Here is a 26664-nt window from a genome sequence, read left to right on the forward strand (position 1 = left end):
GCTGAGCGTTTAATGCAAAGAAGAACGGTGTTAAAAGGCTGGCTGGCACTGGCAACGCTGCCTTTCTGGGCGGTGGTGCAGAAGGTGCAGGCCGCGAGCTGGTTTGTACAGGCGTTTGAAGCCAAGCAGATCTCTGAAGTGATGGCTGCATTGCAGGCTAAGGCCGTACCGGTTTCGCAAAATATTCAAATTGAGGCGCCGCAAAAAGCTGAGAATGGCGCAGTGGTGCAGGTAGAAGTGGCCAGCGCGCAACCAGCAGGCAGTATCCGTACGTTGCGTTTGCTGGCGGATGCCAACCCAACACCACTGATCGCCAGTTTTGAGTTGGGTAAACAGGTATTGCCCAAACTGGTGACGCGCATCAAGCTGGCGCAATCGGGCGAATTGATTGCCCTGATCCAACAAGCTGACGGGCAATTTCAGCAGCAACGCCGTTTTGTGATTGTGCTCGAAGATGGCTGCGCGGGCAGCGAGCGCGAAGAGCCGTTTGCCAGCAGTATGAAAATGCGTGCGCGCCCGCTCGAAGACGGGCCTTTGGGCAAGGGCATCGTTGAACTCAAGATCATTATCGTGCACCCTATGCGTACCGGCCGCAGTAAAAATGATGACGGTGTATTAATGCCAGCGCATTTCATGCAGCTGATGCAAGTGGTGCTGAATGGCCAGGTCATCGTCGATGCGCAAACCGGCACCGGTATTTCACGCAACCCTTACTTTACTTTTTATATCAAAGAAGCCAGGGTGGGCGATGTGATTGCGGTAAACTGGCAGGATAACCGCGGTTTTGAAGGGCATGGACAAGTCACCGTAACGCAATAGTTTTTAATAAGTAATTTTTATCAATAAAATTAAAACAATCAATTATACATATACAATATAGTTGTCTAAAATGCATCCATTCGCTGTGGAAACACAGCACCATTTTTCGTTAACCATGATTTTAATTATTCATTCTAATCATTTATAAGGAGAGCTACATGTCATTGATTAATACACAAGTACAACCATTCAAGGCCCAGGCATTTCACAACGGTAAATTTATCGAAGTGACAGAAGAGTCGTTAAAGGGCAAATGGTCTGTGCTGATTTTCATGCCGGCAGCGTTTACTTTCAACTGCCCGACAGAAGTTGAAGATGCGGCTGATAACTACGCAGAGTTCCAGAAGGCTGGTGCTGAAGTGTACATCGTGACCACCGATACGCATTTCTCCCACAAGGTTTGGCACGAGACTTCACCAGCAGTGGGCAAAGCGAAATTCCCATTGGTGGGTGACCCGACGCACCAATTGACACGCGCTTTTGACGTGCATATTGATGAAGAAGGTCTGGCATTGCGCGGTACGTTCGTGATCAACAACGAAGGTGTGATTAAAACTGCTGAAGTACATAGCAACGAAATCGCCCGTGATGTAAAAGAAACTTTGCGCAAGTTGAAAGCTGCTCAATACACAGCTGCAAACCCAGGCCAGGTTTGCCCGGCCAAGTGGAACGACGGTGCTGCAACATTGACACCATCACTGGACCTGGTAGGTAAGATTTAATCTCTCTGAGATTAGCTTGAGTAAAGCCCTGCGAAAGCAGGGCGCTCAGGTAAGGTCACTAAAAGGTTTTGTGCCTGGCAGTGGCTTTACCTGAGCCTCCCCCAACCAACTTTTGATTGCCATGCGAATGGCCACGGCTTCTTGTCGCCGCAACATTCAGACAAGTTGTCATTTTGGAGAATAAAAATGTTAGACGATACCCTTAAGACACAACTGCAAACCTACCTCGGTATGCTGCGTCAGCCTATCCGTCTGATCGCATCCCTGGATAACAGTGACAATGCTGCAAAAATGCGTGAATTGCTGCAAGAGATTGCCGCCTTGTCAGACAAAGTCAGCCTGGATGAGACCGGCGATGATGCACGTAAGCCTTCATTCGTGATCGCCAAAGAAGGTGAAACGCATGGCGTGCGCTTTGCGGCGATCCCGCTCGGCCATGAATTTACTTCACTGGTACTGGCCTTGCTGTGGACTGGCGGTCACCCGCCAAAAGTGGAGCAGGATGTGCTCGACCAGATCAGGGTACTGGATAGTGACTTGAATTTTGAAGTCTATATGAGTCTGTCTTGCCATAACTGCCCGGACGTGGTGCAAGCGACTACGCTGATGACGGTATTCAACCCGCGCATCAATGTGACGGTGATTGATGGTGGTTTGTATCAGGACGAAGTCAACGCGCGCAATGTGATGGCCGTGCCTGCGACTTTCCTCAATGGCGAGATGTTTGCCTCTGGCCGTATGCTGGTGGAAGAGTTTCTGGCTAAAGTGGATACCGGTGCGGTTGCCAAAGAAGCTGAAAAACTCAACGCCAAAGAGTCATTTGATGTGCTGGTGGTGGGCGGTGGCCCGGCCGGTGCTTCAGCCGCGATTTATGCCGCCCGTAAAGGCATACGTACAGGTATTGTGGCTGACCGTTTTGGTGGCCAGGTCAATGACACACTGGCGATTGAAAACTTTATTTCTGTGAAAGAAACAGAAGGGCCAAAACTGGTGGCAGCGCTGGAAGAGCATGTGAAGACTTATGACGTGGATATCATGCCTTTGCAGCGTGCAGTAGGCTTGAGTGAGCCGAAACAGGCCGACCATAAACACGGTGGCCTGATCGAGGTCAAACTCGAAAGTGGCGCTATCCTGCGCAGCAAGTCAGTGATCCTGGCAACCGGTGCACGCTGGAGAAACCTGAATGTGCCTGGTGAAGCCGAGTACAAAAACAAAGGCGTGGCCTACTGCCCGCACTGTGATGGCCCGTTATTTAAAGGCAAGCACGTGGCGGTGGTTGGCGGTGGTAACTCCGGCGTAGAGGCTGCGATTGACCTGGCTGGTGTGGTGGGTCATGTCACTTTGCTGCAATTTGATACCGAGCTGAAAGCCGATGCCGTGTTGCAACGAAAATTACGCACGCTGCAAAACGTCACGATTTTGACCAGTGCTCAAACCAGTGAAATCACCGGTGACGGCACACGCGTCAATGGCCTGACTTATTCCGACCGTGTTAGTGGCGAGAGCAAGCATGTGGCCCTGGAAGGTGTATTTATCCAGATTGGCCTGGTGCCGAATACGGATTGGCTGAAAGGGACAGTAGACCTCAGCAAATATGGTGAAATTGAGATTAATAACCATAATGCTACTTCGCTGCCTGGTGTGTTTGCCGCAGGGGATGTGACTACGATCCCCTATAAGCAGATCGTGATTGCTATGGGTGAAGGGTCGAATGCCGCTTTGGGTGCGTTTGATTACCTGATCCGTCAGTAATCCTGTTGCAATAAAAAAACCTGCCTCGGCAGGTTTTTTTTATATCTGGGTGTTCGCTGTAGTTTAGATGTAGTTAGGGGATCAGCGACATTGAAACTGCTTCCGCCACTTTAATGCCATCAACCGCGGCTGATAAAATCCCGCCAGCATAGCCAGCGCCTTCGCCACAGGGGAACAAGCCCCTGGTATTAATGCTTTGCAAAGTATCATCATCGCGCTTGATGCGTATGGGGCTGGAAGTGCGGGTCTCCACGCCGGTCAGAATGCCATCGGCTAAATCAAAGTTAGGAATCTGTTTGGCAAACGCCGGAATCGCTTCGCGGATAGCGTTGATCGCAAATTCTGGCAATGCTGATGCCAGGTTAGTCAGGTGCACGCCAGGCGTGTAAGAAGGGGTGACTTCACCAAACTCAGTCGAAGGGCGGTTAGCCAGAAAGTCACCTATCAGTTGGCCAGGGGCAGAGTAATTACTGCCACCCAGCACAAAGGCATGACTTTCCAGCTGGCGTTGTAATTCAATGCCGGCCAATGGATGGTCAGGGTAATCTACCTCAGGCGTTATGCCGACTACGATGCCCGCATTGGCGTTGCGCTCGTTACGGCTGTACTGGCTCATACCATTGGTCACCACGCGGTTAGGTTCGGAAGTCGCTGCCACCACTGTGCCGCCCGGGCACATGCAAAAGCTGTATACACTGCGGCCATTTTGCGCATGGTGTACAAGTTTGTAATCGGCCGCCCCCAGTTTACGCAAGATGTCGTCGCTATAGCTTTTTCCGTAACGCGCACGGTCGACCAGGCTTTGCGGATGCTCGATACGGAAGCCTATCGAAAACGGTTTCGCTTCAACATAAATGCCTTTGTTGTATACCATTTCAAACGTATCACGCGCACTGTGCCCCACTGCCAGCACCAAGTGGCGGGTAGGCAGGTATTCGCCCGTTTGCAAGGTCACGCCTTGCACCTGTTGGTCCTGGATATCGATCTCGGTGACACGCTTGCCAAAGCGTATCTCACCGCCCAGGCTGGTAATGGTGTTACGCATTTCTTCTACCATGCTGACCAGTTTGAAGGTGCCGATATGCGGATGGCTAACGTATAAGATTTCTTCCGGCGCGCCGGCTTTGACAAATTCCTGTAATACCTTGCGCCCGTAGTGTTTAGGATCCTTGATCTGGCTATACAGTTTGCCGTCAGAGAAGGTGCCTGCGCCGCCTTCACCAAACTGCACGTTGGATTCCGGGTCCAGTTTGCGTTTACGCCATAAGCCCCAGGTGTCCTGCGTGCGCTGGCGTACCTCTTTACCACGCTCAAGCACAATAGGTTTAAATCCGGCCTGGGCTAGTATCAAAGCCGCAAAGATGCCTGCCGGGCCAAAGCCGACGACAACTGGTCTGTGCTCTGAATCCTGCTTACTGGTGGCGACAAATTTGTAACTGGTATCCGGCGCCGGTTTGATATGTGGGTCTTTTTTAAAGCGGGCGAGGATCTTCGCCTCGTTCCTGACTTCGACATCGATGTTGTACACAAACAAAATCGCATGGGTTTTGCGTGCATCTACACCGCGTTTGAAAATCTCAAACCGTATCAAGTCAACTTCCGGGATTTCCAGGCGTTTAAGCAGGGCCGCCTTGATCTGCTCATCCTGATGGATCAGCGACTCGGCTTCAATAAGGGGCAGTTTGATTTCTGTGATTCGTAACATAAAGGCTCGCGGATAGTGGTTATCTATCAAAAGCGTATTTTATTACATTCGGCCCCAAGCTATGGTAGATTTTCACATCGGTTCTATTTAATTAGTATCGGAGTCGGTCGTTATATAGTGTATGTTTAATTACAAGCGACGAGTACTTATCCCGTTAATCATTGCCGCAACCATTCTGTGCGGTTCAATGATGTGGCTATTTATCGCCATGTACCAGCTTGTGTCTTTTTCGGAACAAAAAGATTCGGTAGACCGCCAGCGTTATGATATCGCCGCCCTGGGTAAAGCCATCACCAATGCTGAGAGTGGCCAGCGCGGTTATTTGCTCACCGGGCATACGCTATTTCTCGACACCATGGAGCAGGGGCGTGTAGATACGCACAAGATGCTTGCCCGGCTGGATAAACGCGCGGCCAGGGCAGGTGACGAAATCCGCCCGGAACTCGAAAGAGTCAAGCAGTTAGTCCATCAAAAATTCGATGCCATCGATAAAAGCATCCAGGTGCAAATGCGAGCCGGTTCTTATGCCTCACATCTGACCTTGAGCAGAGACAAGGGCCGTGAGTTGATGAAGCTGATCAACGACCGCCTGGGCGAGATGGATGCCAAGCTGGAACATCTGAGGGGCGACTATGAACAGGAGATACGACAGCGTGTGATTGAAGCTGTCATAGGCGCTATTCTGTTATGCATGCTGATCATTGGCGTACTGCTATTTTCATACCGAAGTACCACTGACTTATTAGATGAGGTACTGAAAACCCAGGCCGTCACCGAGCAACTGAGCCATCAGGTCGATCACGATTTGCTCACCGGTCTACCCAACCGGCGCAGTGTCGATGAGCATCTGGAAACGGTGTACCAGCGCGCCAAACACGTTTCAAAACCGTTCGCGATCTTTTTTATGGACCTGGATGGTTTCAAGCAGGTCAATGATGAATATGGGCATGAAATTGGCGATGCCCTGTTGGTGGAAGTGGCCGATATGTTTCAGAAAGTGCTCAGGCAAACGGATTTTCTGGCGCGGCAAGGCGGTGATGAGTTTGTGCTGGTGGTGGGTAGTTATTTGCACCGGATGGAGCTGGTGCAACTGGCGCAACGCCTGATCAAGTTATTTTCACGGCCAGTGATCGTCAGGACCATGGCGCTTAATATCGGTGTCAGCATAGGCATTGCCGAATATCCCCGGCATGGCAAACAAGTGAAACAGCTGCTGCATGCGGCGGATAAAGCGATGTATGTTTCCAAGAAAAACGGAAAAAACTCATTCAGTTTTGATGGTGAATAATGTTTTAATTTGTCAGCTCTAGCTGCAGCATTTTCTTCAGCAGTGGCACCGTGACCGGCTTCTTGGTGATGAGTGACCATTCATCCAGCGCATCCAGCACCGATACCAGAGTAGGTAAGTCCCTGCGAAGATATTTCAGGCAGTAAGCGATCACTTCATCTGGCAGTTTCATGCCGCGATCTTGCGCATGCGCGCGCAAGGCATCCGCTTTTTCGCCATCACTCAAAGGCTGCAATTGATAGACCAAGCCCCAGGCCAGACGGGTCGCCAGATCATCGCGTAATCCCATTTGCGTGGGTGCATGATTACCGGCAGTGACCAGCACGCCGCCTTCGGCTTTAATATGGTTAAAGGTATCAAACAGGATGATCTGCGATTCTGCATCAAGGGTGTGCACATCGTCTGCAATATGCGCACCCATGGCTTGCGCTGCGAGTAACAGATGGCTCTTGCCACTGCCTGGCGCGCCCCACAAAAACATAAATTGTGTGGGGGCTTGCCCTGCCAGAACAGTCTTCAAACTGTTCAAGGCTTCGTGGTTCTGACCGAGGATGAAATTGTCAAACCCCGGTGCCGCAGGCGGCTGGATATTAAGCAGTAATTGTTTCACAGCAAATAGTTTAGTTTGTTTCGGGGTCAGTCATCCGCCAGGTGAATCACGGATGCCTGGCTGTGCAAATAGGTCTCGCTACGCAAATAACTTTGTTTCACATAACGTAAACCAACCGCAATGGCAGCGCTGACTGGCAAGGCCAGTAACACGCCGGTAAAGCCAAATAATTGGCCGCCGGCCATCAAGGCTAAAATCACCAGTACAGGATGCAGGCCAATACGGTCACCGACCAGGATAGGCGTCAGGAAAAAACTTTCTACAAACTGGCCGACACCGAATACCAGCAACACTGGCACCACTTCTGGCAATGAGGCGAATTGTAATAACGCCAGCATGATGGCCAAAATAAATGCCAGCGCAAAACCAAGATAAGGCACAAAACTAAGCAAGCCGGCAATCATGCCAATAGATAACGCCATATCCAGGCCTACCAGCCATAACCCCACACTGTAAAACACACAAAGTGACAGCATGACGGATAGCTGTCCGCGCAGGAATTCGGCGACGACACTGTCAATATCTTTGGCGATTTTTTTGACACGGCCGATCAGGTCGCGGGGAATCAACTCGCCGATCTCGGTCATCATGTCGTCCCAGTCGCGCAAAAAATAAAACAGCACCACGGGTAACAAAAGAATATTGGCCAGCATGCCGATCAGGTTGAGACCTTTTTGGCCTGCACTTAGTAATACGCTGCCGACAAAGCTGCTCGCGGTTTGCCAGTGCTCGGTGACCAGTTTTTGTATATAAGCCGGGTTCACATTGAAGCGGATGCCAAAGCGCTGTTGCAGCCAGGGCTCTACCTGCTGGTGAAAATGATCCACCAAGGCAGGCAGGCGTTGCACGATGAGCATGGATTGCTGTTGTAACAGCGGGATGATGATCAGCATCAAGCCTATCAGCGCCAGGATCACGCCAGCCATCACTAGCAAAGTCGCCAAGGTACGGCCGATTTGCCACTGGCGGTATCCGGCTTCGCTGAGACGGTCTACCAGCGGGTCCAGCATGTAAGCAATCACCATGGCCGCCAGAAAGGGCGTCAGCACCGGTTCCAGCAAATAGAACAGGTAGATGAAAAGCGCTGCCACTATCCACCAGCGATTGTCGCTGACAAACTGAGTCACACTGGACTTTTGATACTCGTGATCTGACATGGGCGCCTGTAATGTATCCATTCAATCCGGCATAGGTCGAACTGGCAAGATGCGTTAAAATAATGGTTATTCCTAAAATTATACTGAATTTCGTGGATGTCACGCGCTTTGTTGCAATATCCATGAATTTATATTGAATTAAATATTCATAGCATAGAAAGAAACGAGAGCACTTTGACGACTTCTTCTGATAAAACTTCTGTCACCTATCGCGACGCCGGTGTAGATATGGAAGCTGGTGATGCGCTGGTCGAGCAGATCAAGCCATTTGCAAAACGCACTATGCGCCCGGAAGTCATGGGTGGCATTGGCGGTTTTGGTTCATTGTTCGCCATGCCGAAAAAATTCAAGGAACCCGTACTGGTTTCCGGAACCGACGGTGTAGGCACCAAGCTCAAACTGGCCTTCCAGCTCAACAAGCACGATACCGTAGGTATTGACCTGGTCGCCATGAGCGTGAACGACATTCTGGTACAAGGTGCCGAGCCGCTGTTTTTCCTGGATTATTTTGCCTGTGGCAAACTGGAAGTCGGCACTGCGGCTGCCGTGATCAAGGGCATTGCACAAGGCTGTGAAGAATCCGGGTGTGCGCTTGTGGGGGGTGAAACGGCTGAAATGCCAGGCATGTACCCGGCTGGTGAATATGACCTGGCGGGTTTTGCGGTCGGTTGTGTCGATAAAGCCAATATCATTGATGGCACGACTATCAAGGCGGGCGATGTAGTGCTGGGGCTGGCTTCCAGCGGTGCGCATTCCAATGGTTATTCATTGATCCGCAAGCTGATTGAAACTTCAGGCATCGATATGGAATCTGACTTCCATGGCCGTACATTCAAAGATGTGGTGATGGCACCAACCAAGCTGTATGTGAAATCCGTGCTCAAATTGCTGGAAACACTGCCAGTCAAAGGCATGGCGCATATTACCGGCGGTGGTATCACCGAGAATATTCCACGCGTATTGCCAGAAGGCCTGACTGCTGAAGTGCAGAAATCCAGCTGGACATTGCCACCGTTGTTCCAATGGTTGCAGGCACAAGGCAATATCGCGCCGCAAGAGATGTACCGTACTTTTAATTGCGGCATCGGCATGGCGATTATTGTGGCCGCCGAACATGCCGAGCAGGCAGAGAGCGTACTGGCTTCTTCGGGTGAAACCGTTTACCGCATTGGCCAGATCCGTGCGCAACAGGCCGGTGAAGCGCCGACTGTGGTGGTGTAATGCAGCCATTGCGCTTTCATCGTATGGTCGTCAATAGCCTCGCGGCAGTCCTGTTGCTGACTGGCACCGGCTTATCGGCAGCACCCAAGCAACTCAATTTGAAATACGATTTGTTGCAACAGGGCGTGCCCATTGCCAGCGTGAAAGACCAACTGACAGTGACTGGCAATAAATACCAGATTGATTCGCTGGCAGAAGGCAAAGGCATTTACAAGCTGATGGGTGAGCGCACACTCTCCAGCCAGGGCGATGTGGCTGAGAATGCTTTACGCCCTGCGCACTTTGAATCCCGTCAATCCAAGCATGCAGATAAAGCATTAATCAATGATTTTGACTGGGGCAAAAAAGTATTGAAAATGCAGGTGAAAGGCGAGCAACAAAGCGAGAAGCTGACCAAAGGCACGCAAGACCTGCTGAGTGTGATGTACTGCTGGATGTGGCAACCACCTAAAGGAAAACAGGTGAAGCTAGCTGTGACTAACGGTAAAAAGCTGGCACTGCATACCTTTGTGGTCACTGAAGAAAGTACGCCGCTACAGACTGAGGCTGGTACGTTTAACGTGATTAAACTGGCAGATAGTGACGGTGAAAAAACACTTTATCTTGCCAAGGACAAAGGCTATCTCCCAGTCAAACTGGTGGTCATGGATGATGGCAAGCGCATGGAGCAAGTGATCACCAGCATCACTGGTCAGTAACGGGTATTCTCTGCATCGGGAAACACGTGATTAACAGACAAGGCCTGCACAAGTGGATACGGCAACACGTTTCCTGGTCATTAGGGTTGGCGTTGTTCATCTCCTTGCTGGTGCATATGTTTGTATTGAAAGAAGCTGCCTGGCAAAGCTGGTTTGCAGAGGATGCACCGCCACCCACCTTATTAAGCGCGCAGTTGCAAGTAGCACCTGCCAAACCGGTATTAAAAGCACCCGTTAAACCAGACCGGCAGAAGAAATCGCCTGCGACCACACCTGAACCATCGACACCAGTGACACATTCGCCGCAGTCAGTCACCGAAGCGCCGGATGTGTCGCAGACAATAGAAACGAGTGAAGAGGCCGCAGGGAAAGCTGAGGAAGCCCGTCAGGCAGAAATCGCCGCCTGGCATGACACTGACAATCCGGTAGACGAGCCAGAAGAAGCATTACCGCCGCCTTATCAGCGCGTCAGTACCGAGTTTTCAGTCTATGTGAATGGCGAAAAGCAGCCTGCCGGCAGTGCCAGCATTGAATACGCGCAGCAGCCCTCCGGGCAATACGCGCTGCGCTGGGTAGTTGAAGGGCGTGGCCTGTTAAAATTGCTCTACACGACGCTGGAGCAACAAAGCCGCGGTGATATTGGCCCGCATGGATTAAAACCGCATTTTTACCGGTACGCGTTTGGCAACAAGACAGACAAGATATACGAAGCTAATTTAGATTGGGAAACCAACTCGATTACCCTGAAAACAGCCAAAGGCGAGCAACGGACTGACCTGCCACAAAACACGCAAGATATCCTGAGTTTTATGTACCAGTTTATGTTTGTGCCGCCATTGCAGGAGATGCAAGTCGCACTCACTAACGGCCGGCGCCTCAACACTTACCAGTACGCGTTTGAAGGCGAGGATACGATGGTGATTGCCGACCAGACTATACACACCGTACACATCGCCCACAGCCGTGGCGAGACGGACGAAAAAATAGAGTTATGGCTGGCCAGTGATTACCGCTATGTGCCAGTCAAAATCAGAAAACAGGAAAAAAACGGCATGGTGATTGAGCAAGTCGCCACGCGGTTGATCACTGAATAACGCAAGACGCAACATCTTTGAAAGACATTATGAATTCAACACTTATGCGCCAAACGGCGGCTTTATTAAACGACATGCTGCAATTCGAGAGCCCGGCCGATGGCAAGCTCAGTGAGTTCTTCCGCCAGCATAGAGAGCTAGGCACCAAAGAGCGCGCCTGGATTGCCGAAACCGCTTATGGTGTATTGCGCCGCTACCGCTACCTGCGCGAAATCAGCATCACAGAAGCGGATGAACAGGAAGATACCCGTAAACTGATCCTGGCTTATCTGATCAAGATCGAAGGTAAAAGCATACGTGACCTCGATGACATGCTCGATGAGCGCCAAAAAGAATGGGCAGTGCAAATTAAAAGCAAAACCAGCGAAGGATTTGCCCCCGCCGTTCTGGCTGACGTACGCGACTGGTTCTGGGACAAGCTGGTCGCGCAATATGGCGAAGCCGAAGCCATGACCATTTGCCGCAGCATGTTTGAACAAGCCAGCCTCGACCTACGCGTCAATACCATCAAGGCAACGCGTGAAGAAGTAATGGCACGCATGCTGGCCGAAAACACCGTGAAAGACAACGTGATCACCACCACGCCCTATTCACCGGTCGGTATCCGCATGGGCGCACGCCTGAATATCGGCAAACATATCCTGTTTACCGAAGGCAAAATCGAAGTGCAGGACGAAGGCAGCCAACTATTAAGTTATTTAGTTGCGCCAAAACGTGGCCAGATGGTGGCTGATTTATGTGCCGGTGCTGGTGGTAAAACACTCGCCTTAGGTGCATTGATGAAAAACACCGGTCGTTTATATGCGTTTGATGTCTCTGAGAAACGCCTGAACAATCTGGGTCATCGCCTGAAACGTAGCGGTTTATCTAACCTGCAAGCGCAGTTGATCAACAACGAAAACGATTTGAAACTCAAACGCCTGAACGGCAAGTTTGACCGCGTGCTAGTAGATGCGCCCTGTAGTGGCTTGGGTACCTTACGCCGTAACCCCGATTTGAAATGGCGCCAGACCGAGCAGGATGTCGCCGAGTTAAATGTCAAACAAACCAACATCCTGGCGCGTGCCGCCAAGCTGTGCAAAGCCGGTGGCCGCGTCATCTACGCAACCTGTAGTCTGCTGCGTGATGAAAATGAAGCAATTGCCGAAGCATTTTTACAGGCACACCCAGACTTCAAATTGATTCCTGCGAGTGAGGTATTGGCGCAGCAGAACATTGAACTGGATACTGGCGAGTATTTAAAACAGCTGCCGCATTTGCATGGCACGGATGGGTTTTTTGCGGCGGTGTTTGAGAAGACAAGTCAATCAAAGACTGCCGAAGAAACCAGTGCCTGATTGCTAATATCACTAGCAGTATCTCCAGTCTTGTCACCCAGCTCTATAGCGTTAAAACCGAAACCTTTCGTCCAAGTTGGCTAGCTACCACTTGGGCGAATCCAACGCTCTGCTGACGCCCAATGCTGATGTAGTCTCCACATTGTTTTGCTCGTTCACTCCAGCGTAATATCGCGTACTTCATCACTTCTGGTTAGTTGCCCAATCATGGCCACTCGCTTTTTTGTATTTGCCGAAACGCCAGAATGTATGTTGACCAATATACTTTGCATAAAGCATCATCAGTTCTATACGTATAGGTCAATGTCAGGCTTTTAGGTTATTCTTGAATCCAGTACGGCTGACCAATTCTTAAAAGTATAGAAATGATAAAACTCACTCTGAATCTGCAAATACTCATCGCGGCATTGCTGGGAGTCGCTGGTGGTTGGGCCATGCATGGCTTGCCCGCTGATTCAGAAACCGTGCAGTGGAGTCTTTATACTGCCAACCTCATCGGTACGTTGTTTATTGACCTGCTCAAGATGGTCATGATCCCACTGGTGTTTTGCGCCATCGTGACTGGCATCGCCAACCTGCGACAGCATAGCCAGATGAATACGGTCTGGAAAACCACCTTACTGTTTTTTGCGACAACAACTATCATTGCCATTGTGATTGGCCTGGGCGCCACGCATATTGTGCAGCCAGGCGCCGGCTTGCATCTGGATATGTTTGCCGATGCCATGCAGCAGTTTGAATCCAGGCAACTTACCTTGCCGGAATTCTTTACCCAGTTTCTGCATGGCATTTTCATGAACCCGTTCAAGGCACTGGCCGATGGCAATATCATCGCGATTGTGGCATTTGCACTGGTGCTGGGCATTGCGCTGGTGATGGCTTCAGACCGTTATCCGCAGCTATTGGGTTTGTTTGAAGAAGGCATGACGGTTTGCATGCAGATGATCAACTGGATCATGCGGCTGGCCCCTTTTGGTATTGCGGCGTTGCTGTTTAAACTGGTTGCCACACAAGACGTCAGTTTATTTGCGACGCTGACTAAATTCATCCTGTTAGTCATGGGCACCACCTTGCTGCATGGGCTGGTGGTGCTGCCCGCCTTGTTATATCTACTCACCCGCAAGCGGCCGTTATGGTTTTTGCGCAATGCACGTGAAGCATTGTTGACGGCATTTGCCACCAGTTCAAGCAACGCGACCATGCCGGTCACCATGCGCTGCACCACGCAGAATATGCAGGTGAAGCCTGAGATTGCCGGATTCGTCGTCCCCTTAGGCGCCACCGTCAATATGGATGGTACCGCCTTGTACGAAGCTTCTGCTGCCCTGTTTGTGGCGCAACTGGCGGGCATAGACCTATCGCTGGGCCAGCAACTGGTGGTGTGTTTTACCACCATGATTGCCGCCATGGGTGCGCCTGGCATCCCCAGCGCTGGCATGGTCACCATGGTCATGGTGCTGCAAAGTGTGGGCTTGCCGGCAGAAGCGATTGCGATATTATTGCCCATAGACCGCTTGCTGGATACCGTCAGAACCGCGGTCAATGTCGAAGGCGACATGATAGGCAGCCTGGTGGTACAACACGTGACGGAATCCCACTCTTCAAGCTAAAATTCATCCCATGTTAGAACAACGCATTGCTCAGGTATCAGATACGCCCGTCATTTGCGCATTGGTGAATGCCGCTTATCGCGGCGAAACCAGCCGTGCAGGCTGGACCACAGAAGCCGATTTACTGACCGGCGTACGCACCAGTGAGCGCACCATACAGGCGCTGATCGCAAGCGAGGACGCCTGTATTTTGCTAGGTGAAGAGGCTGGCGGCGTAGTGGCTGCCTGTATTTGCCTGGAGCGGCATCCTGATTCTGCCGGCATTGTGCACTTGGGCATGATCGCCGTTTCGCCCTTATTGCAAAATCGCGGTTATGGAAAAACCATGATACTCGCCGCAGAGAAACTGGCGAAAGCGCAGTGGGAGGTGCAACGCGCAGAAATGATGGTGATCAGTCTGCGTGAGGAATTGATAGCGTTTTACCAGCGGCTGGGCTATCAGGCAACAGGGGAGACGGTGCCGTTTCCGCACCAGCCGGATATGTGGCAGACGCATGTTGAGGATATGCAGTTGATTGTTTTGCAGAAGACCTTGTGATTTAGTCTTGATAACTATGCCTGTGTTTTAGGCTCTTCGACGATGTGTAATCCGTATGTTGCTTTAAAAACATGATTTTTATGTTCGTCATTCCGGTGACGTGTTGAGTATAGTTTTCAGAGACTACGCTCTGTATCCTTAGAAGGTAATTCTTTGGGTGGTTAAGCATTTGATTTTGCTATTACATTACACCATTCTTTTTCGCCCTTAGGCGAGTGACTTTTCTTTGCTTGCCCAAAGAATAAGTCACCAAAAGAAAGGGCACCCTAGCTTCCGCTTGTCTCCTGCGTTGCTCATCAAAATAAGCGGTCGCGAAACTCGCCCTAGCGGCTTGCACACTACGCAAGCCACTGCGGAACTCAGACAGTCGCTCCCTTCCTCCTTATTTTGACTGCGCTACTCGGCGCGTCAGATAGGGGCCCGATTTAAACCACCACGATGGAATGTTGGTTAACAGCATGGCATTCAGGGCGCTAAGGAACTACCTTAATTTCTAAATCATGTAAGCCCAACAAACCAATTCAATTGTTTTGTCGTGTTTTCTTGTTTGGTTTTGTTGCTCTGCTTTATTTCAGCGGCTTGGCGGGAATCAATGTGAGAGTTCTCACGTAAGTAACCGCGTAGTGGTTTTAATGGGCCCCTATCTGACGCGCCGAGTAGCGCAATCAGCGTGGGAGTCTTCGGCCAGCGGCTGTTCGAGTTCCGCAACAGGCCACGTTGTGTGTGGCTTGTCAGGGCGAGTTTCGTTGGACGCCCACGTTGACGAGCAACGCAGGGAATAAGCGGAAGCTAGGGTGCATTTCTTTTGGTTACGTTTTCTTTGTGCAAGCAAAGAAAAGTAACTCGCCTAGAGGCGAAAAGGAATATTGCAATAGAGCGCGAACCACCCAAAGAAATACCGATTTAAACCTTCCAGCAAGTAAGCCAACTGCTCTCCAATGCAACAAAGCTAAGCACAAGCATTGCCTGAATTCCAGCCTGCGCGAGAATGAAAGGCTTATGCAGCATGCAACCCTTTTCGTTACCAGAAACGCTTTCTGCTCTCACCAGTACGCTCAAAACTAATCACAACGCATGCTTGACCATGCTCCCGATTCCGCGTAAATTCCGCAACCTTATGCACAAGCACTTTTCCCAACTTCCTGTTGTGACGATGACCCGAAAGGCATTGTGGCTGGTCGCCACATCCTGTCGCGGTTGCTGCTTGTCTTAAACTTTTGCAACCGTGGGCTCTCCGCGGTTGATCTTGCATTTCCCTTCCCGTTGAGCCCATGAAATTCAGGGCTGATATGAAACACGCTACACACCCTTATTACGGCGCCATGCTGGTGCTGTTCTCGTCTGTTTTTGCTTCTTCAAAAGCGATCATGGCCAAGCTCGCCTATGTTTATCACATAGACACGGCTAGCCTGATCGCATTGCGCATGACATTCGCGCTGCCTTTCTTTCTTGGCTTGGGCTGGTGGGCCATGCGCCAGAAATCACCCATGACGATGACAGCTAAAGATTGGGTGTTTCTGGTGGTTCTGGCCACGGCAGGCGGTTATGGCTCGATGTGGCTGAATTTTGAGGGGCTGCATTATGTCTCGGCCGGGCTGGAACGAGTGATTCTGTTTCTTTACCCGACATTGGTGGTTGTCATGAGCGCCGTCTTTTTAAAGCACCATATCACCCGGCGTGAGTGGCTCGCCATGGTGACCAGTTATGCCGGTGTGATCCTGGTGGTCTGGCATGATGTTGAGTTTGCGGCACTGGCTTCTACCGATACTTTGTATGGTGCTTGGCTGGTGTTGCTGAGCGCGATTGTTTTTGCCGCTTATCTGTTAGGTAGCGGGCAGCTCATCCCCAAGTTGGGTGCCACACGGTTTACTGCCATTGTCATGAGTTTAACCACGCTGGCGAGTGCATGCCATTTTGGCGCTGATGCTTCTTTTGTGGCGCTGACAGTGTTGCCACAACAGGTATATGTGCTGGCATTTTTGATGGCTGTGATCGCCACGGTATTGCCTACCATGCTGATGAATCTGGGTATCCATCAACTGGGTAGCCGTAAGGCGTCGCTGATCAGCGCAATCGGGCCGGTTGCGACGATTGTGCTGGCTTATGTTTTTCTGGATGAGCAGATGTCATGGGTGCAGGGCGTTGGTACGGTGCTGGTGATGAGCGGCGTGATTGCGGTGAGTCTGGACACCACGCCGTCAGCGCGGGCGACAGATCCGGAGGTTTAAACAGGTGTGGGCAATCTGGGGGAGTTTCTGCGGGTAAAGCGCCGTTACTCCCCGGAGATGAGCGCTATTTAATCCGTTGCCAATCAAAAAAAGGGCCGGGGTCTGTTTTTCGTCCTGGCGCGATCTGCGAATGGCCGACGATATGCTTGATGGGATAGCGCCGTTGCAGCGCAGTGATCAGCGCTTGCAAAGTCAGGTATTGGGCATTGTTAAAAGCGCATTCATCACTGCCTTCCAGCTCTATGCCTATCGAAAAATCATTACAGCGTTCTCTTCCCTGCCAGGCAGACACCCCGGCATGCCAGGCGCGCTGGTTGCAGCTGACGAACTGTAGCAACTCGCCGTCGCGGCGGATCAGGAAGTGCGACGATACTTTTAAATGTGCAATCGTTGCATAATAAGGGTGCTCACTGGCATCTAGCTGGTTGGTAAATAACTGGACAATGCCGGGGCCGCCAAACTGGTTGGGCGGCAGGCTGATGTTATGGATAACAATCATGTCGATACCGGTATCCGCCGGGCGGGGATCGGTATTAGGTGACGGTATGACCTGGCAGTGGCTGGCCATGCCCTGGTCATCAATTGTAATCGTGTGAGAAAGCGGGGGCGACATGCCAACATTGTAGGTGAATTTGCGCGAATTGCGTTATGATTCCGCCCGCAACCACACGTTTGTCGTTCCATGCCGTTTTGGCGGAGGCCGCATGGAAAACTGATTGCCGCCAGACAGGAACGAGTCATGGTTTTCTTACAGTTATTCTTAATGTTGGTGGTGATACTGATCGCAGCGGAAGTGTTTACCAATGCGCTGGAGCATCTGGGTGAGCGACTGGGGATTTCAGAAGGCGTGACCGGATCTATTTTTGCAGCAGTGGGCACGGCGTTGCCTGAAACGCTGGTGCCTTTGCTGGCCATTTTCTCGTACACCTCATCGACTGGTGATAGCCATGCCGGCCATGATATTGGCGTAGGGGCGATCCTGGGTGCGCCGCTGATGCTGGCCACACTTTCCATCAGTTTGATGGCCTTGTCAGTCTGGAAACGACGTGGCAGCACCGGGCATATCCGCCCTGAGCGTACCGGGCTGGTGCGTGATCTGAATTTCTTTATCCTGGCCTTTATCTTTGCCACGATCGCCATGTTCGTGCCACACACCGAAGCCATGGTGCGCTATGCCATCAGCATACTGATGGTGCTGATCTATTTTGTGTATGTGCTGATGACCATCAAGGCTTCTCGCGGCCTGGTTGAGGAAGGCCATGCCACCGAGGCCGAAGATGTCATGATGCTGGCCAAACTTGGCTTGCCAACCAATATCTTCACCATTGTGCTGCAATTGTTGATCGGGCTTGGTTTGCTGATCGCAGGCGCCAAAGGCTTTATCAATGAGGTCGAAACGGCCGCCGCGATTCTGGGCGTGTCAGCATTGTTATTGTCATTGCTGATTATCCCGATTGCCACTGAGCTGCCAGAAAAAGTAAACAGCATTTTATGGATACGCAAAGGCAAGGATACGCTGGCGTTTGGCAATATCACCGGAGCCATGGTGTTTCAAGGCACATTGTTGCCAGCCATTGGCATCATGCTGACAGACTGGGCGCCAAGAACAGAAGTGGCGCTGGGGATTTTGATCACCTTGCTGGCTGCGATATGGATGCGCTACCGTATAGCCAAGGGTGGTTTGCTGGTATGGCACCTGCTGGTCAATGGCCTGTTCTATATTTTATATCTGGCAATTGTGCTGAGTTAGTCAGTTAATAAAGCATTTTTTAGGAAGAGGGTAAAACGGTGATTCAAATCGTTATATCTTCTTCCTGACCTCTGTTTCAAGTCTGTTAAACCTTATTCCTCTTCGCCGTCGCTATCTTCAACATCCTGCTCTTTTGACAAGCCAAGTTTTGATAAGCGATAGCGCAAAGTACGGAAACTGATGCCTAGCAATTTAGCAGCAGCGGTTTTATTGTTGTTGGTTTTCTCCAGCGCCTGCAAGATGGTGCGTTTCTCAATATCTTCCAGATAATCAGACAAGCTCACATCCATAGGCAGCATGGTATTGCCAGCCGTGGCTGAGGCACTTAGTGCCCCTTCCAGTGGCGCGATCAATTCGCTATGCAGCGCAGTGCCGGCAGGTGCATCAGCGTGATCTTCTATGGCAGAGGTGTTCCATGGCATCACCTGCCTGTCGCTGATGGGTGCCGTAGGCATGTCTTCCAGCGATAGATCCTCTATTGCGATGCTCATGCCATCACACAACGCCAGTGCGCGTTCCAGCATGTTTTCCAGTTCACGCACATTGCCATGAAACTGTAATTGCTGGATATAGACTTTGGCTTCGGGCGCAATGCCGGGCTTGCTGATACTTTGGTTCTGGCAGAGCTTGCCCAGTAAACGCTCGGTCAGTTCCGGGATATCCTCTGGCCGTTCGCGCAGGGAAGGCATTTTGAGTTGGATTACGTTCAGGCGGTAATACAAGTCTTGCCTGAACTCGCCTTTCTCCATCATGGCATTCAGGTTTTTATGGGTAGCCGAAATGATGCGCACATCGACTGTTTCTTCCACCGTGCTACCGACCACGCGTACTTTCTTTTCCTGGATGGCGCGCAATAATTTCACTTGCATGGCTAATGGTAAATCGGCGACTTCATCCAGAAACAAGGTGCCGCCATTGGCCGCCTGGAATAAGCCTTGTGTGTCCTGGATGGCGCCAGTAAACGCGCCTTTTTTATAGCCGAAAAATTCGCTTTCCATCAGGTTTTCGGGGATGGCGCCACAGTTGACGGCAATAAAAGCCTGGTCCTTGCGTGAGCTGTTCTGGTGGATGAGCCTGGCGGCGAGTTCCTTGCCGCTACCTGATTCGCCACTGATATATACCGGCGCCTGGCTGCGTGCCAGCTTGGCAATCATGGTGCGCACATAACTCATGGCCGGAGAGCCGCCAATCAAATCGACGGTATTGGCCCCGTGCGATTCTTTTTGCGAGGCGAGTTTCAAGGCAGATTCCACCAGTGGCCGCAATTGCTTCAATGAGATCGGTTTGGTGATGTAATCAAACGCCCCGGCTTTTAAAGCCGAGACTGCATTTTCGGCACTGCCATAAGCGGTGATGACGGCGACTGGCAAGCCAGGGAATTGCGCATTGATATGTTGCACCAGTTCCAGCCCCAGACCATCTGGCAGGCGCATGTCGGTCAGGCACAAGTCATAGCTGAAAGAGTGCAACATATGTTTGGCGTCAGTGACGTTGCTGGCGCTTTCGGCCTGTATGCCCATGCGTTCCAGCGTCAGGACGACTAATTCACGGATATCGGTCTCGTCGTCGACCACCAGACAGCGATAGGAGTTTGCCATTAAACGATTACCTTCTTAATTGTCAGTGAAAATTGTGTGCCGCTGGCCGTGCTCGAATAATCCAGTTTGGCGCCATTGGCTTCGGCCAGTTCGCGTGCAATAAACAACCCGAGGCCAGTGCCGGTTTTTTCGGTCGTCATAAATGGCTCAAACAAATGCGGCTGGATTTTCGGGTCTATGCCGCTGCCATCATCTTTGATCAGCACATGGATGAACTGGCCACTTTTATCGCCAGACACTTTGAGTTGCAGGCTGCGCGACTGTTGCTTGCTATGCCGCCAACCATTTTTACATAAATTCCAGAGTATCTGGTTGATATGCCGGCGGTCAAACACGATAGTGCCGTGTCTTTCAGGGATGCTAAGGGTAAAGTTTTGCGGGTCTATCTTTTCTACCGCGCAAAATTGCTGGTAAAACTCCTGCATAAACGTTTTGATATTGAATTGTTCCTGATTGGTCCGGTCACGGCGGTTCAGTTCCAGTACATCTTTAATGATCTGGTCCAGCCGCTGCACATTGTCTGAAATAATTTGCAGCATGCGCTCTGTCCCTGGCTCCACTGAGTCTTCCTGCAACAGCTGTGTGGCATGGCTGATGGCACTTAAGGGATTGCGGATCTCATGCGCGATATTGGCAGTCAGCCTGCCTAGTGCCGCCAGTTTCACCTGGTGCGCCTGCGTCTGTATCTGTGACCAGTCTTCAATAAAAATCACTACGCCATTGTTAATGTTTTCAGAGATCGCATGAAAGCGGATACCCAGGTCACGGTTGTTGATGGTGAGTTTGGTGGCATCCTGTGGTGCGAGTTTGTTCGCGGGCGCGGTGAGCAGCAGCGAGGTGATGGCTGGTGTGAGCATACTTAGCGCCGATTGTGAACGCACGGCTTCCTGGCACTGGCTGTCTTCTAGGCCGAGTAGTTTGCATGCCTGAAAGTTGTAATGTTTTAAACGCTGGTGCTGGTCTATCACCAGCACGCCATTGGGCATTTCTTGCGTGATCAGCGCATTGGTCCTGGCCAGCTGCTCGATATCCTGTCCACGCTCAGTCGCCAGCTTTTCACTGCTTTGCATGCGCGTGGTCAGCGTTTGCGCCAGCCAGGCGGTGGCAAAACAACTTAACGAGAGTAGCACCGCACTGCTGTAGTCATTGTAACTATTGCCAAGCAGGTTGTGTTTCATCACCTGATGTGTGTTTTCGAGCAAGATGCCTATGGTGGCGATCGCTGCATAAAACATGGCAAAGCGGCCGTCGCTGATCAGGCCAGCAAAGATAATATTAATGATCAGCAGCAGGCCAATGCCGCTCTGGCCGCTTTGCAGAAAGTGCATCATGACCACAATAAACACGATATCCAGGCTGGTTTGCAGTTTCAGCGCGAGGCCGCTTTTGGACTGCAGGTGTCTGAAACCAATGCTCACAGTCAGCGCATAAACGAAGAACACGACTAACGCGCCGAAAACATAGGCCGGCTCTGCAAATGTATGCCTTAAATATGGCCACAACTGGCTACCCAGCAACATGCCGGATGCGCAAAGGCGGTACAGGCTGTATAGCCTGAGGTGTTGTACGTCGGGTGTTTTTTCAAGTAGATCGGCAGGCAGGGCAGTAGCCATCACTGACGCTCCCAGGAGGCCGTCATTATATTCAAGCGATGCGACTGCATGCCAGGGAGTGAAGCGCATTCTTGTTTGAGTGTCATGTGGTAAACCATCGTTTTGCAGCCATCAAGGCTTATTCTATCAGTAATAAAATTAAAACTGATATACTCCGCTCAACAGGGAGATAAACGATGCCTATTTCTTTGACTGCTAAAAACAAACACAAATGCAGCAAAGTCGTAGTGATCGTCAAGTTGAAAACTTTGATTATCTCGGGGATTAGGAACCGTAGTGGCAAGTGCGCAAGAAATATCAGATTTTTTACGTCAGATTGAAAAGCGGGCATTCAGGCAAACCGCCTATGCCGTGCGTGATGATCATGCAGCGCTGGATATAGTGCAGGACGCGATGCTGAAATTGGCGGATAAATATGCCAATAAACCGATTGCAGAATACCCGATGCTATTCCAGCGTATTTTGCAAAATACCACACGCGATTTCTGGCGCAGGCAAAAGGTCCGTAATTTGTGGACCTCTTTGTTTTCATCTTTTGGCTCGCAGGACGATGAAGAGTTCGATCTACTCGAAACCATCGATGTAGAAGGCCCTGAAAGCGACCCTGCTGAACAGTTACAGCGCTCGCAAACCATGGCCTTGATCGGAAAAGCGTTAGAAAAATTACCAGCACGTCAACGAGAAGCATTCGTATTGCGTTATTGGGAAGAGTTGGATGTTGCCGAAACTGCGGCCGCGATGGGTTGTTCGGAGGGAAGTGTTAAAACGCATTGCTCACGCGCGGTCGGTGCTTTGTCGCTGTCACTAGGGCAGGCCGGTCTCGGCGTCCAGAAGTTGCAAAAAAGAGGAGTAAAGCCATGAGGAAACAACGTCATCCGGAAGACGACTTGTCACCCCCTCTGCGCGAATGTGTGGATTTACTTAAAAATGATGTCCGACCATTATCCGCAGAGGTTGAAACCCGTTTAAATGAAGCCAGGCAGGCTGCCTTAAGGCGCTTTGCCGAAACGAAACGAACGTCACCCGCGGTTGGTGATATCTTGTCGTGGGCGTCGTTCGGCCATCCACGCATGATGGGCGCGGCCGCTTTGTCTTTATGCCTGGTAGTCGGTGTGCTCATGATCTCTGCGCAGCACAACGATGATGCCATGCTATTGAGTGCAGATTTGCCGATAGAAGCATTTGTCGATAATGGCTTTGAACCCTGGCACTATTCAGACCATATCTGAGGTTCAGGTTATGTGTATTAAATTACTGGAACAATGAGAAGTGATGCGGAATCATTCGTTTGTATTAAGCTGGGTGGTCTTGTCTTTGAGTGTCGCTGCCAGTGTGCATTTGGCACCAGCGGTCGCAGCTGATGTTTATCCTGGCGCCACCTTGCTGGCAATGGCGGATATCGGTGCCATCAAAAATGATCTGTCACCGGATGACCCTGCAGCCAATGTGACGTGGGCGCAACTAACGGATCAGCAACGTATGGTGCTGGCGCCGTTAAAAACCGAATGGGATACACTGCGCCCGTGGCAGCGCGAGAAAATGCTCGATATCGCGCGCGAGTATCCGAAAATGGATGCGCAGAAACAACAGCGTGTGCAAAAGCAGCTGGTAAAGTGGAGTCGCATGACCCCGTATGAGCGTGAAAACGCGCGTAAACGGTACCAGCAATTCCAGAGTTTGACGCCTGACAAAAAAGAAGCGCTACGTAAGCAGTGGAAAGAACATCAGCGTAAAGCCGCCGCAAGTGAGGGTTATGATCCTGAGTTTGATGGGGCGGAGCCTTAGTCTCAATTTAAAACGATTCAATTGAAGACTACGTATTGAATTGGTTTTTTGGCTGGTTTCATTATGACGTTTTAAGCGCCTGGGGGAGTTTCTTTTCGCACCTAGGCGAGTTTCCTTCTTTTTCCCAAACACTGTACAAACACATACTATCCACTCTCGTTATCTTCTTGAGGGTGCTATTCAATGAGATTTTCGGCAGTCTGGCATGTGTTCCCTGGCATGTCTGTGCCAGCGTAACCTATGGCTTACGTGTCAAATGATGAAATCTACAGTTGGTCGTCATTCTGGCGTAGGCCAGAATCCAGGCAAGGTTCCTGCTTAGCCTGGTTGCAACTAACAGCAAGTGTCGCCTTTGTTGATAGTTGTAATAGGTATTTCTTTGGATAGTTGGGCATTCCATTTTTGCTGCTCTATTGCACTATTCCTTTTCGCCCTTAGGCGAGTGACTTTTCTTTGCTTGCCCAAAGAATAAGTCACCAAAAGAAAGGGCACCCTAGCTTTCGCTTGTTCCCTGCGTTGCTCATCCTAGGACTTTCGTCCGCTGCTTTGCAGGACTTAAAGCGGGCGTCCAACGAAACTCACCCTAGCGGCTTGCATACTACGTAAGCCACCGCGGAACTCGAACAGCCGCTGGCCGAAACCTCCCGCGCTGACTGCGCTACTCGGCGCGTCAGATAGGGCACGTTTAAAACCACCATGTTGTGGGTTTGGATGAAGTTCGGCGCAGCTCATCACGCTTGGTTATATTGTTTTGCCGGGTAAAATAAAAAAGTCCGCGGATTTCGCGGACTTTTTTGTGCAACTCTGTTGATCAGTTGGCGTCTTCGCCCAGGGTTTTGCTCATCGATAAGCCGGTTAACACGATGTCACCGCGGCCGTTATTCTGGGAGCTCAGTGTGCTGTAATTATGTTCCATCCATTTTTTGATGCGCTTGGCATCGCCGATACGGGTCAGTTTACCGACAGAATCCAGGAGTACTAAAATCAATGGTTCGCCGGCTATGGTTGCCTGCATGACCAAACAGCGGCCGGCTTCGCTGATGTAACCGGTTTTGGATAAGCCGATTTCCCAGCTGCTGCGTGTGTTTTCCCTGATTAAGGCATTGGTATTATGAAAATGCAGTGGTTGTCTTCTGTGAACGTCCAGGTCGTAGTCTGAGGTGGTGGTGATCTGGCGAATCATGGGGTATTGGTATGCCGCATGCACCATTCTTGCCAGGTCCATCGCGGTAGATACGTTGTTGCTGTTTAAACCTGTGGAATCTTCAAAATGGGTGTTCATCATGCCCAGGCTGGCGGCTTTGGCATTCATATCCTGGATAAAACGCTGTTTGCCACCTGGGTAATGCGTGGCCAATGCGGAAGCGGCGCGGTTTTCTGAAGCGATCAATGCCAGGTTCAGCAAATCTTCACGCGTCATGGTAGTGCCTACTGGCAGGCGTGAAGACGTGCCTTTCAGGTAATCCACGTCCATTTCGGTGATGGAAACTTCGTCATTCAGGTTGAGTTTGGCGTCCAGTACCACCATGGCTGTCATCAGTTTGGTGACAGAAGCGATCGGGGTCGGGGTATCCAGGTTTTTTGAGTAAATGATTTCGTGCGTGTTCTGGTTCATCACCAGCGCTTTGGTCGAGGCAATCGCCAAGTTGCTGTTGCTGGATTTGCCGACAAACGAATCAAACATTTCTGCATCTACGGCAGGTTTGCGCGCGTGCACCTTGGCTGGGCGCATGGATTTGGTTTTATTCGGATTGATCCGGTATTCTGAAGAAATACGTGGACTGTATTTTTTCTGCTTGCTGGTAGCAACCGCGTGCTTTTTAGACGGAGATTTTGCAATCGCTTGACCTGCTGGCGCAAATGCGATGGAACTCACCAGTAAAACTTTAAGACAATGCTTGAAAAAACTCATAATCCACCTTCCACAAACCAGTTTTATTATTGCCCAGTTATTATTCATCGTCAATCACTTATCGCAATTTTTTAGTGTAAAAAGTTAAACCTTTACAACAACTGGTGCTGTAAGTGAAAACTGAATAAGCGTTGGTGTGGTTAATAGACTATGGCACAATCATTATCACCTTATTTTTTGATTTCTAATCTTATGTCAACAGGCTTGAAATACCTCTTTTCTAAAGAACACACTTGGGCGGCGCAGTCAGAAGATGGCGCGTGGCTGGTTGGCATCAGTGAATATGCGCAAAACATGCTGGGTGATGTAGTGTTTATTGACCCGCCCAAGGTCGGTCAGTCAGTAGAACAATTTGCTGTTTGCGGCCTGATTGAGTCGGTGAAAACGGGGTCTGATATTTATGCGCCGCTGAGCGGCACCGTGCTGACGGTCAATGAAGAGGCGCTGTCTTCACCAGAAAAAGTGAATGATCACCCTTATGCCACCTGGATTTTCAAGTTGGAAGCCAATGCCAGCGGCGCTGAGGCGTTGCTGGATCAAGCTGCATACGAGGCGCAGGTCTAACCAAACCAATTGCAACCAGCCTTGGCGGCTGGTGAGCGCTGTTGCTTATTTCAACTTGCGGATAGTCAGCGTGGGTTCTGCATAGAGTAAATCCGTGACCACGACTGAAAAAGTGCGCGGCTTTTGCGAGGTGCTGTGCAGTGATAGTGGTTGATGATGCGCATTCAGGTCGCGGCTGACTAATCCCAAAAATACAAATAAGGTGGAAAGTGCCACGGTTCTAGTATTTGTTTGTTGCATGCAAATATCCTTAAAGTCTTTCTAATTCAATTACATCGCGGCTGTTTTGATGTTTTACAGCGCGAATCAGGTATAATTTGCCGCTTAGTAAATCTTTTTCAGCAAGTTGTCCTTCGGGTTGCGTTTACATATGCCTATCTACGATTTCCAATGTAGCGAATGCGGATATCAGCAAGAGCTGATGCGCAAAGTTTCTGCCCCCAATGTGGATGAGTGTCCACAATGCAAACAGCAGACTTTTTCTAAAAAAGTGTCTGCGCCCAACTTTCAGCTGACCGGTAGTGGCTGGTACGCGACAGATTTTAAAAACGGCAGTACTTCTGGCAGCAAAGCGGCTGAATCCAGCACTGCCAGTACAGAAGCTGCCAGTCCAGCGAAGTGCGCTACCGGCTGCGCCTGTCACTAACCGCGAAAAGTAATCAC

The 26664-nt window shown here is 50.6% G+C and carries 25 protein-coding genes; 17 read left to right on the forward strand and 8 right to left on the reverse strand.

The features are described from left to right. Nucleotides 1-12 precede the first annotated feature (12 nt). From soxZ to ahpF, 3 genes are all read left to right on the forward strand, one after another. On the forward strand, nt 13-819 hold the full coding sequence (gene soxZ / locus ACTS9Y_RS07275; protein WP_442585290.1) for a thiosulfate oxidation carrier complex protein SoxZ: 807 nt from the start codon (nt 13-15) through the stop codon (nt 817-819). Between the two features lie 158 nt (nt 820-977). Next, nucleotides 978-1541 (forward strand): alkyl hydroperoxide reductase subunit C, encoded by a 564-nt coding sequence (gene ahpC, locus ACTS9Y_RS07280; RefSeq protein WP_055828833.1) that lies wholly within the window; start codon nt 978-980, stop codon nt 1539-1541. 186 nt (nt 1542-1727) lie between these two features. After that, nucleotides 1728-3293 (forward strand): alkyl hydroperoxide reductase subunit F, encoded by a 1566-nt coding sequence (gene ahpF / locus ACTS9Y_RS07285; RefSeq protein ID WP_442585291.1) that lies wholly within the window; start codon nt 1728-1730, stop codon nt 3291-3293. A 73-nt stretch (nt 3294-3366) separates the two neighbouring features. Here ahpF and ACTS9Y_RS07290 read toward each other — a convergent pair whose 3' ends face one another. After that, on the reverse strand, nt 3367-4998 hold the full coding sequence (locus ACTS9Y_RS07290) for an NAD(P)/FAD-dependent oxidoreductase (RefSeq protein WP_442585292.1): 1632 nt from the start codon (nt 4996-4998) through the stop codon (nt 3367-3369). Between the two features lie 187 nt (nt 4999-5185). Here ACTS9Y_RS07290 and ACTS9Y_RS07295 point away from each other — a divergent pair, with 187 nt between their 5' ends. After that, nucleotides 5186-6286 carry a diguanylate cyclase domain-containing protein gene (locus tag ACTS9Y_RS07295; RefSeq protein ID WP_442585293.1) on the forward strand — a complete coding sequence of 367 codons (1101 nt, stop codon included), beginning with the start codon at nt 5186-5188 and terminating at the stop codon, nt 6284-6286. A 4-nt stretch (nt 6287-6290) separates the two neighbouring features. On the opposite strand, the gene ACTS9Y_RS07300 is transcribed toward ACTS9Y_RS07295, so the two are convergent. Then, on the reverse strand, nt 6291-6896 hold the full coding sequence (locus ACTS9Y_RS07300) for an HdaA/DnaA family protein (RefSeq protein ID WP_442585294.1): 606 nt from the start codon (nt 6894-6896) through the stop codon (nt 6291-6293). A 26-nt stretch (nt 6897-6922) separates the two neighbouring features. Further along, a complete protein-coding gene (locus ACTS9Y_RS07305) occupies nt 6923-8053 on the reverse strand; it encodes an AI-2E family transporter (protein ID WP_442586918.1) in 1131 nt (376 codons plus the stop codon). Nucleotides 8054-8227: 174 nt separating this feature from the next. Here ACTS9Y_RS07305 and purM point away from each other — a divergent pair, with 174 nt between their 5' ends. The 7 genes from purM to ACTS9Y_RS07340 all read left to right on the forward strand — a co-directional run bounded on the left by purM (nt 8228) and on the right by ACTS9Y_RS07340 (nt 16779). Next, on the forward strand, nt 8228-9274 hold the full coding sequence (purM, locus tag ACTS9Y_RS07310; protein ID WP_442585295.1) for a phosphoribosylformylglycinamidine cyclo-ligase: 1047 nt from the start codon (nt 8228-8230) through the stop codon (nt 9272-9274). Continuing rightward, on the forward strand, nt 9274-9972 hold the full coding sequence (locus ACTS9Y_RS07315) for a DUF3108 domain-containing protein (protein WP_442585296.1): 699 nt from the start codon (nt 9274-9276) through the stop codon (nt 9970-9972). The genes purM and ACTS9Y_RS07315 overlap by 1 nt, the downstream gene beginning before the upstream one ends. Nucleotides 9973-9998: 26 nt before the next feature. Further along, the gene (locus tag ACTS9Y_RS07320) at nt 9999-11066 is read left to right on the forward strand and encodes a DUF3108 domain-containing protein (RefSeq protein ID WP_442585297.1); all 1068 of its coding nucleotides are present in this window, start codon (nt 9999-10001) and stop codon (nt 11064-11066) included. Between the two features lie 29 nt (nt 11067-11095). Beyond that, the gene (locus ACTS9Y_RS07325; RefSeq protein WP_442585298.1) at nt 11096-12403 is read left to right on the forward strand and encodes an RsmB/NOP family class I SAM-dependent RNA methyltransferase; all 1308 of its coding nucleotides are present in this window, start codon (nt 11096-11098) and stop codon (nt 12401-12403) included. A gap of 365 nt (nt 12404-12768) precedes the next feature. Beyond that, a complete protein-coding gene (locus ACTS9Y_RS07330; RefSeq protein ID WP_442585299.1) occupies nt 12769-14013 on the forward strand; it encodes a dicarboxylate/amino acid:cation symporter in 1245 nt (414 codons plus the stop codon). A gap of 10 nt (nt 14014-14023) precedes the next feature. Next, a complete protein-coding gene (locus ACTS9Y_RS07335) occupies nt 14024-14551 on the forward strand; it encodes a GNAT family N-acetyltransferase (protein WP_442585300.1) in 528 nt (175 codons plus the stop codon). 1289 nt (nt 14552-15840) lie between these two features. Beyond that, on the forward strand, nt 15841-16779 hold the full coding sequence (locus ACTS9Y_RS07340) for a DMT family transporter (protein WP_442585301.1): 939 nt from the start codon (nt 15841-15843) through the stop codon (nt 16777-16779). A 64-nt stretch (nt 16780-16843) separates the two neighbouring features. Here ACTS9Y_RS07340 and ampD read toward each other — a convergent pair whose 3' ends face one another. Then, the gene (gene ampD / locus ACTS9Y_RS07345) at nt 16844-17392 is read right to left on the reverse strand and encodes a 1,6-anhydro-N-acetylmuramyl-L-alanine amidase AmpD (RefSeq protein WP_442585302.1); all 549 of its coding nucleotides are present in this window, start codon (nt 17390-17392) and stop codon (nt 16844-16846) included. A 126-nt stretch (nt 17393-17518) separates the two neighbouring features. On the opposite strand from ampD, the gene ACTS9Y_RS07350 reads away from it, so the two are divergent. Continuing rightward, nucleotides 17519-18529: a sodium:calcium antiporter gene (locus tag ACTS9Y_RS07350; protein WP_442585303.1), complete on the forward strand. Its 1011-nt coding sequence runs from the start codon at nt 17519-17521 to the stop codon at nt 18527-18529. Nucleotides 18530-18621: 92 nt separating this feature from the next. Here the strand turns inward: ACTS9Y_RS07350 and ACTS9Y_RS07355 are convergent, their stop codons facing one another. Beyond that, nucleotides 18622-20127, reverse strand: coding sequence for a sigma-54-dependent transcriptional regulator (locus tag ACTS9Y_RS07355; RefSeq protein ID WP_442585304.1), 1506 nt, complete (start codon nt 20125-20127; stop codon nt 18622-18624). Beyond that, the gene (locus ACTS9Y_RS07360) at nt 20127-21740 is read right to left on the reverse strand and encodes a two-component system sensor histidine kinase NtrB (protein ID WP_442585305.1); all 1614 of its coding nucleotides are present in this window, start codon (nt 21738-21740) and stop codon (nt 20127-20129) included. The genes ACTS9Y_RS07355 and ACTS9Y_RS07360 overlap by 1 nt, the downstream gene beginning before the upstream one ends. A 276-nt stretch (nt 21741-22016) precedes the next feature. Between ACTS9Y_RS07360 and ACTS9Y_RS07365 the strand changes: the two genes are divergently transcribed. The 3 genes from ACTS9Y_RS07365 to ACTS9Y_RS07375 all read left to right on the forward strand — a co-directional run bounded on the left by ACTS9Y_RS07365 (nt 22017) and on the right by ACTS9Y_RS07375 (nt 23525). Then, nucleotides 22017-22601, forward strand: coding sequence for an RNA polymerase sigma factor (locus ACTS9Y_RS07365; protein WP_442585306.1), 585 nt, complete (start codon nt 22017-22019; stop codon nt 22599-22601). Continuing rightward, nucleotides 22598-22969: a DUF3619 family protein gene (locus ACTS9Y_RS07370; protein WP_442585307.1), complete on the forward strand. Its 372-nt coding sequence runs from the start codon at nt 22598-22600 to the stop codon at nt 22967-22969. Before ACTS9Y_RS07365 ends, ACTS9Y_RS07370 begins: the two co-directional genes overlap by 4 nt. A gap of 160 nt (nt 22970-23129) precedes the next feature. Beyond that, entirely contained in the window at nt 23130-23525 is a 396-nt protein-coding gene (locus tag ACTS9Y_RS07375; protein WP_442586919.1) for a DUF3106 domain-containing protein, read from the forward strand. A gap of 811 nt (nt 23526-24336) precedes the next feature. Here the strand turns inward: ACTS9Y_RS07375 and pbpG are convergent. Next, nucleotides 24337-25401 (reverse strand): D-alanyl-D-alanine endopeptidase, encoded by a 1065-nt coding sequence (gene pbpG, locus ACTS9Y_RS07380; RefSeq protein WP_442585308.1) that lies wholly within the window; start codon nt 25399-25401, stop codon nt 24337-24339. 240 nt (nt 25402-25641) lie between these two features. Here pbpG and ACTS9Y_RS07385 point away from each other — a divergent pair, with 240 nt between their 5' ends. Continuing rightward, nucleotides 25642-26001, forward strand: a complete 360-nt coding sequence (locus ACTS9Y_RS07385) for a glycine cleavage system protein H (RefSeq protein WP_442585309.1) — start codon at nt 25642-25644, stop codon at nt 25999-26001. 45 nt (nt 26002-26046) lie between these two features. On the opposite strand, the gene ACTS9Y_RS07390 is transcribed toward ACTS9Y_RS07385, so the two are convergent. Then, nucleotides 26047-26241, reverse strand: a complete 195-nt coding sequence (locus ACTS9Y_RS07390; RefSeq protein ID WP_442585310.1) for a hypothetical protein — start codon at nt 26239-26241, stop codon at nt 26047-26049. Nucleotides 26242-26371: 130 nt separating this feature from the next. Here ACTS9Y_RS07390 and ACTS9Y_RS07395 point away from each other — a divergent pair, with 130 nt between their 5' ends. Beyond that, nucleotides 26372-26647: an FmdB family zinc ribbon protein gene (locus tag ACTS9Y_RS07395; protein ID WP_442585311.1), complete on the forward strand. Its 276-nt coding sequence runs from the start codon at nt 26372-26374 to the stop codon at nt 26645-26647. Nucleotides 26648-26664: the final 17 nt, after the last annotated feature.

The organism is Methylophilus sp. (assembly GCF_052173275.1).
Taxonomy (GTDB): Bacteria; Pseudomonadota; Gammaproteobacteria; order Burkholderiales; family Methylophilaceae; genus Methylophilus.